Genomic DNA, 7132 nt, shown 5'->3' on the forward strand with positions numbered 1-7132 from the left:
CAACATCACCTACCCCCCGGCCAGCACGCCAGTTCGTCGAACGATCACACGAACGAGCGATCCCCAACCATGAATAATGGGACTTAACGTCCTCTCAGGTCCTCGCGGGTCTACCGACTACCCGTGGGGTCGGGCCTCGGGTTCCGCTTGTTCCGTACGCACGTCGACGCCTCCCGGTCCGTGAGTCGCCAGCCGGAGGCCGGCACCTTCGCCAGGAGCACCACCGCGCCCACGGCCTGGGCGCGAGCGTTTCCCTCGCGGTGAGCGGCAACGCGCGGTCCTGCCCTGCCAGGACACGCTGAGGGCCGGCCGAACGGCCAAGCCCGCTCGAATTGCATGCTGCGAGGCCGGGGGAGGTGATCTCCGCGGTCGTGGTGCCCGCGGAGATCACCTCTATGGGCATCCGCGAGAGCATCTACGTGCTGTCCGACGCGCACCCGCCACAGGGCCAGAGGCCCGGGCCCGCCCGAGGGCCGGCCGATCGATGAGCGGGACTCATCGGTCCATGAGCTGGTCGATCTTGTTCGGCCTCTGGGTGGCTGATGAGCTGACGGCATGACAGAAACCTCCGTCCGCGGTGCCCACGGGGTCGACACCGCTCCGCGCCCGCCCCACCGGTGGGCGCCGGTGCTCGCCGTCGGGCTGGTCACCTTCACCCTGGTGTCCTCCGAGATGATGCCGGTCGGCCTGCTGCCGCCGATGTCGCACGACCTCGGGGTGACCGACGGGTGCACCGGACTCTCGCTGACCATCACCGGCCTGATCGCGGCCGCCCTGTCCCTCTTCGCCCCCGCCCTGGTCGGCCGGCGCGACCGCCGGACGGTCCTGGTGGGCTTCCTGCTGCTGCTCGCCCTGGCCAACGCGCTCTGCGCCGCCGCCCCGGACTTCACGGTGTTCGCGGCCGGCCGGGTCCTGCTCGGCGGTGCGCTGGGCGTCGCCTGGGGCCTGGTGCCGGGCCTCGGTCCGCGGTTGGCCGACGGCCCCCGGCTCGCGCTCGCGATGACGCTGATCTTCTCCGGGGTGTCCATCGCCTCGGTGATCGGCGTCCCGCTGGGCACCTACCTGGCCGCGCTGGTCGACTGGCGGGCCGCGTTCTGGATGCTGGCCGCGCTCGGCGTGGTCTGCGCCGCGGTGCTGGCCCGGACCCTGCCCCCACTGCCGGCGGTCGGACGTGTCCGCGCGGCCGGCCCGTTCGGTGCCCTGCGCCACCGGGGCGTGGCCACCGGGATCGCCGTCACCGCCCTGGTGGTGCTCGGCCACTTCACCGGCTATACCTATGTCCGCCCGGCACTGGAAGGCGCTGCGGGCGGCGGGCACGGCGCGGGCCTGACCGGCGGGGCCGTCGCCGGCTGCCTGCTGGTGTACGGACTCGCGGGCACGCTGGGAAACTTCACCGTCGGTCCACTCTCCGGCAGCCGCCCCCGGGCCGCCCTGCTGCTCGCCCTCGCCGGGATCGCGCTCGCCGCCCTGCTGCTGCCACGCGCCACCGGCGCCCTGGTCACCGTGCTCCCGGTGCTGGTCCTCTGGGGCTTCTCGTACGGCGGGGTGTCGGTCGCCACCCAGGCCTGGGTACGGATCGCGGCTCCGGCCGAGGCCGAGGCCACGGCGGCGTGCTGGGCCTGCGTGTTCAACGCCTGCATCGCGCTCGGTTCGCTGGTCGGTGGGCTGGTGGTGGACCGCGCCGGGACGGACGCGGTGCTGCTGACGGCGGCGGGAACGGTGACGGCCGGACTGCTGCTCACCGCCCTGTCCCGGCCCCGGCGCTGACGGGTACTCGGTCGACGTTCCGGTCCAGCAGCTCCACAAGACCGGCGGTCGACGGGTGCGGACGGCGGCCGTCCTGCACCACCTCCAGCGTGCTCGCCGCCAGCTCCGGCACCGGCAGGAAGCGCAGGTCCGGCCGGTGCAGGTAGGTGGTGCTGCGCTCGCACAGCAGCAGCCCCCGGCCGGTGGCGGCGGCGATCGTCAGGCCCTCCTGGACGGTCGCCGCCCCCGCCGGGTAGTGGAGCTCCCGGCCGCTCGGTGTCCGCCGGGGCGCGTTCGCGCGCCGCCAGTACTCGGGCGCCGGGCCGCGCGGCTCGACCAGCGGCAGTCCGGCCAGCTCCTCGGCGCTCACCCCGGCCGGCCCGCCCAACGGCCGGCCGGCGGGGACAGCGACGTACACCTGCTGCCGGGAGAACCGCAAGAGCACCTCCAGCTCCGGCTCCCGGCACGGCGCCAGCACGATCGCCAGGTCCACCTCACCCCGGGCCAGGTGCGAGAACGGGTCCGCCCAGGGGAGTTCGACCAGCTGCACCGCCCCCTCCGGCAGGCCCGCGATGGTCCGGGCCACCGGCTCGTACACCGCGCACTGGAAGCCCAGCCGCAGCGGCGCCGCCGTCGCGGCCCGGGCCCGCGCCGTCCGGTAACCCTCCCGCAACTGCTCGAAGGCGGGAACCACCTGCTCGGCCAGCCCCCGCCCCAGCTCGGTGAGCTCCACCCGGCGGCTGGTCCGGTGGAACAGCTCGGCCCCCACCCTCCGCTCCAGCCGCTTGACCAGCTGGGAGACCCGGCCCTGCGAGACGCCCAACCGCTCCGCCGTCCGGCCGAAGTGCAGCAGGTGGACCAGCACCGAGAAGCACTCCAGCTCCTGCAACGGCAGCTCGGCGAGCGCAGGCGCGGGGGCGGGGACGTCCATCCGGGCAGTCTACGACGGGGCCCGGCCGCCGCCCGAGGGAGCAGCCGGGGTGGCCGCTTGCGGCCGACCACGCGGGAACCCTGCGAGGGAAGGAGCAGTTGACGGTACGCCTGACCGCCGCCGAGCAGGCGGAGCCGTTCGGCAGCGCCGCCACGCGGGTCTCCGCACGTGTCCCCGAGCCGCCTCCTCCGGTGGCCGCCCCGCCCCCGGCCGCCGGCTCCGCTCAGTACGGGCGTCGGTGGGGTCGATGGGGAGCTGGGCGACGCGGGCGTGCCCGGGGCGGCTCATCTCCCACTCGGCGGCGGCCGCCACGTCCTCGCCGAGCAGCGGATGGTAGGGCCAGTCGGTGACCTGGTGGACGCGCGGGGTCGCGGCCCCGGCGAGGACCGAGGCGAACTCGGTGTTGGTGGCGCCGGAGGAGATCAGGCAGATCCGGCAGCCGTCGGCCGACCGGTCCTCCTCGGCGAGCGAACGGACGAAGCCGGCCAGTCCGTGCTTGGTCGCGGCGTAGGCCGCGTAGCCGGGCGAGGGCCGGGTGCCGAACAGGGAACCGACCAGCACCAGGTCCCCGTCGGTGGCGTCCAGTTCGGGTAGCAGCCGACGCGTGAGGATCATCGGGGCGAGCAGGTTGACCCGCAGCTGGGACTCCCACGCCGCGCAGTCGGCCTCCCGTACCGGGCCGTGGCCGCGGCCGTGCCCGGCCGCCAGGACCTCGCCGGCGAGCGGGCCGGGCAGGGCGGCCAGGACGTCCGTCAGCGCGTCGGACAGCTCGTCCGTGCGCTCCGCACGCCGCCCGGCGGCCGCCGGTCACACCCCCGCCCAGCGGCGAAGTGTGGCGGTGGCGGTCGCCGCGTCGGCGGCGGGGAGCTGGGCGATGCGGGTGGAGTGCGTCCCGCCCGGCACCTGGAACACGTACGAGTCCTGGGAGCCGTTCCCGAGTCGGAAGGGTTCGGCGACGGACGGGTCGGCCGCGCCGTTGACGAACATCAGGTGCTCGCCGCGGGTGCGGACCCACCGGTCGACGCCGCGCATCGCCTGCGGCCGGTAGTGCATCGGGATGTCGCGGGGGACGAAGGTGCGCGGCTCGGTGGCGCCGGGGTAGCGGATCAGGTCGCTCAGGTGATCCGTGTCGACCGGGAAGTAGCCGAGCTCGGTGCCCAGTTGGTAGAAGTACGGGATGAACTCGTTGGCCACCGAGTCGGCATAGACCGGCAGTTGGGCGACCTGGGAGAGCCATTCGTACAGGGCGTCGTCGGAGGCGTCCGGAGTGGGCACCGCCGGGCAGGCGGCCTGGCCGCGGCCCTGCCAGAACATGAAAGGCGCGCGCAGGACGGCGATCTCGAAGGCCTTGTCGGCGCTGCCGACCAGCCGGAAGCCGTCCCCCCGGGAGTCGGCCCACGCCTGGTAGCGGGCGACCAGGGTGGCGCGGCGCTCAAGCAGGGCGCGCTGCGTGGCCTGCAGGGCGCCTCGGCATTCGGGGGTGCCGACCGTGCGCAGGAAATCCAGGTAGGCGGAGTCCTCGCGGTCGTCGACGTTGTTCGGCGCCGAGTAGGCGATGGAGCCGGCCACGTCCTGGGGGTAGAACCGGCGGTGGTAGACGGTGGTCATGCCGCCCTTGCTGCCGCCGGTGGAGATCCACGGCGCCCGGTAGACCGCGTGCAGGGCCTCGATCACGTGGTGGTGGTCGGCGGCGGCCTGCCAGATGTCGAGATCGTTCCAGTCGGCGCGCTCGGGCCGGGAGGTGCCGAAGAACCGCTGCTCGGTGCTCACCTGGTTGCCGTCCACCAGCTCGGCCGGCTCCGAGCGGTACTGGCCGGTGGAGACGGCGTAGCCGCTGGTGTAGAGCACGGTCGGGCGGTCGGTGCCCCGGTGTAGGAGCGTGAGCCGCTGCTCGAAGCCACCCCGCTCGGGGTGGCGGTGGTCGGCGGGCTGGTGAAGCGTCAGCACGAAGAAGCGGAACCCCGGCGCGGCCGGCTTCTCCTCTATGATCCGCAGGCCCGGCACCGCCTCGATGGCCGCCCGGATATCGGCAGGTGCGACCGGTCCGGGCTCGGCTGCCACGGCGGGCACCGCCGCCGTTCCGGCCAGCAGCGCCACCGCCGCGGCCTGGGCCACCAGCCTCCCGATTCGCCTGCGCAACATGGGTCCTCCTCCCCGGTCGTTGTCGATCACCAGTCAACCCCGTCCCGCTACCTGCGCGGATCCCGCTGTGAGGGGATTACGCCTCCCTCTCGGGAGGGAGAAACGCGCCCCGCTCTCGGAGGCCGGTTCACACTGCCGAACCCTTCATCCGAGGAGTGCGGTCGCCACGTGCCGTGACCGCGAGCGTCACGGCTGTGGCCGCGGCGAGGGCCGCCCATGCCGGGGCGAAGCTGTGGGCGGTGTCGCGGAGCAGCCCGAGGGCGGGCGGGACGCGGATGACGGCCAGCTGATTGACGGCCATGACCAGCCCGAGGGCGAAGCCGGTACGGCCCGGCGGGGCGGACTCCGCCGGGTGAGCGACCCAGGGACCGTACCAGCCGATCCCGAAGAAGCCGAGCCAGGCGAACAGGAGGGCGGCCACCGCGATGGGTGGCCGCCGGTAGAGGGCCGTGAAGAGCCCGGCTCCCAGGAGCGCGACCACTCCACCGACCACCAGCGCGGTCCGCCACCCGTACCTCGTGGCCACCGTCGGCAGGACGGCGGCGGCGACCGCCCCGCCCAGCGGCAGTCCGGCCTGGCGAACGCCCATCGCGAGACCGCGCTGCGCGGGGTGGAACCAGGCCGCCACCGACTTGCTGCCGCCGGGCTGCGCGGTGCTGTACCCCGCCCCGACGACCAGCAGCACGAGCAGCAGCGGGGCGTACCCCTGCGCCAGGCTCCCCAGGAGTAGACCTGCGGCCACCACGGCGGCACCGATGCCGACGACCCAGCGCTCGTGGTACCGGTCCAGCAGCTCGCCGGCCACCAACAAGCCCACCAGCGGGACCAGTTGGGAGGCCGACAGGAGTAGTCCGAGCTGCGCCGTGCTGAGGTCCGGCGCGCGTTGCAGGGGGACGGCCATCGCCCCGATGCCCTGCACGAAGAAGCAGGAGGCCGCCTGGGTGAAGGTGGCGATGCCGAGGACCACCCAGCGGTACCGGAGCGGATCGGCCACGCCCCCAAGGCCGTTCCGCACCTCGGTCGAGGTGCGGCCGCGCGGGGCGCCACCGTCCGTGGCCCGGTCGGCCACGCGGGGATCGGTCGGAGTGAGCTCGTTCACGGACACCGGTCCGGGACCGGGAAGTAGTGGTCCGCGAAGCCGAGTTCGCGGCGGAGCGGCTCTCCCTCGGCGGATGCCAGCGGGTCGACCCGGTCGGTGCCCCGCTCGCGAAACCAGGCCAGCAGGTCCCGCAGGATCACGAGGCCGAGACCGTGACCGTGCCGGCGGTACTCCGGGTCGGTGGCGATCCCGACGACCAGCCCGACCCGGCCGGTGGGCAAGTACGGGCCGGGGAGCCGTTGTTCGATGCTGCCTATGCCGTAGGCCGCGAGGGTGTTCCGACCGTCGACGACGAGGACCCGTGCGTCGTCCGCCGCGATCCGCCCCCGCACCACCCCGGCCAGGGCGTCCCGCCAGGCCTGATCGCCGGAAGGGTGGTTGCCGCCGTGTCCGCCGCGGCCTCCGAACGACAGCGTGCGCAGCCGGACGACTTCCGCGATGTCATCAACTGTGGCGGGTCGCACGTTCAGTCGCGGGTCCGATGGTGCGCCGGTCCGTGCGCGGCTCGACAGGGCGGTGGGGGCATGCGCCCGTAGGACGGTGTGATGACTCATGCCGTCCAGCCTGATGTAATGGCCTTATGCACCTCAGCCCTTACGGCGAGGACGCCGTGAAGCTCGCCGTGGATCTGTCCAACCAGCGCCCGGCAACCGTCCAGGAGTTGTCAGACCGCTGCCGTGCGGCCGGGCTGGTGGTCGACGGACCGGTCCCACAGGCGGACCTGGCGCGCACCCTCGCCCTGCTGGACACCTGGGAGGGGGTGGTCGACGCGGCGGACGGGCGCGAGCGGGCCGAGCTGCTCAACCAGATGCTGGCCGCCGGCGCCTCCCACCCCCGCCTGACCGACCACTCGGACGGCGGCTGGCACCTCCACTACCGAGACGACCACCAGCCGCTCGCCGCCGTGCTGTCCTCGCTGATCTCCGTCGGCACCGCCTTCCACCTGGTGGGGCGCGGCATGCACCGACTCGGTCGGTGCGCCGTCGCCGAGTGCACCACGATCTACGCCGACACCACGCGAACCGGCCGCCAGCGTGACATTCCCCTCGTAGCGTGGAGTCGTGACCAGAGGGGAAGTTGAGGGTCATGGCGGGGAAGAGGCGCTCGTACGACGCGGACTTCCGCGCGGGGGCGGTACGGATCGTGACGGAGACCGGGAAGTCGGCCGCGGAGGTCGCGCGGGACTTGGGCGTGCACGAGAGCACGCTGCAGAA

8 protein-coding genes are annotated in these 7132 nt (G+C 73.8%); 3 read left to right on the plus strand and 5 right to left on the minus strand.

What is annotated here, in order from left to right:
• Positions 1-555: 555 nt before the first annotated feature.
• Positions 556-1767: an MFS transporter gene (locus tag ACH4J0_RS42495; RefSeq protein WP_396246549.1), complete on the plus strand. Its 1212-nt coding sequence runs from the start codon at positions 556-558 to the stop codon at positions 1765-1767.
• Here ACH4J0_RS42495 and ACH4J0_RS42500 read toward each other — a convergent pair.
• From ACH4J0_RS42500 to ACH4J0_RS42520, 5 genes are all read right to left on the minus strand, one after another.
• Positions 1739-2677, minus strand: coding sequence for a LysR family transcriptional regulator (locus tag ACH4J0_RS42500; RefSeq protein WP_396246550.1), 939 nt, complete (start codon positions 2675-2677; stop codon positions 1739-1741). The two genes, ACH4J0_RS42495 and ACH4J0_RS42500, sit on opposite strands and share 29 nt — an antisense overlap.
• A 9-nt stretch (positions 2678-2686) precedes the next feature.
• Positions 2687-3445 (minus strand): SDR family NAD(P)-dependent oxidoreductase, encoded by a 759-nt coding sequence (locus ACH4J0_RS42505; RefSeq protein ID WP_396246555.1) that lies wholly within the window; start codon positions 3443-3445, stop codon positions 2687-2689.
• A 39-nt stretch (positions 3446-3484) separates the two neighbouring features.
• Positions 3485-4819 (minus strand): S28 family serine protease, encoded by a 1335-nt coding sequence (locus ACH4J0_RS42510; RefSeq protein WP_396246551.1) that lies wholly within the window; start codon positions 4817-4819, stop codon positions 3485-3487.
• Between the two features lie 127 nt (positions 4820-4946).
• Positions 4947-5918, minus strand: a complete 972-nt coding sequence (locus tag ACH4J0_RS42515) for an MFS transporter (RefSeq protein WP_396246552.1) — start codon at positions 5916-5918, stop codon at positions 4947-4949.
• Complete coding sequence (locus ACH4J0_RS42520) at positions 5915-6472, minus strand: GNAT family N-acetyltransferase (RefSeq protein ID WP_396246553.1); 558 nt, start codon at positions 6470-6472, stop codon at positions 5915-5917. Before ACH4J0_RS42520 ends, ACH4J0_RS42515 begins: the two co-directional genes overlap by 4 nt.
• A 26-nt stretch (positions 6473-6498) precedes the next feature.
• Here ACH4J0_RS42520 and ACH4J0_RS42525 point away from each other — a divergent pair, with 26 nt between their 5' ends.
• Positions 6499-6999 (plus strand): ABATE domain-containing protein, encoded by a 501-nt coding sequence (locus tag ACH4J0_RS42525; RefSeq protein WP_396246554.1) that lies wholly within the window; start codon positions 6499-6501, stop codon positions 6997-6999.
• 5 nt (positions 7000-7004) lie between these two features.
• A partial coding sequence (locus ACH4J0_RS42530; protein WP_396246556.1) for a transposase occupies positions 7005-7132 on the plus strand: 128 nt, incomplete at its 3' end.

Origin of the sequence: Kitasatospora sp. NPDC017646 (assembly GCF_044329365.1) — a bacterium.
Classification (GTDB): domain Bacteria; phylum Actinomycetota; class Actinomycetes; order Streptomycetales; family Streptomycetaceae; genus Kitasatospora.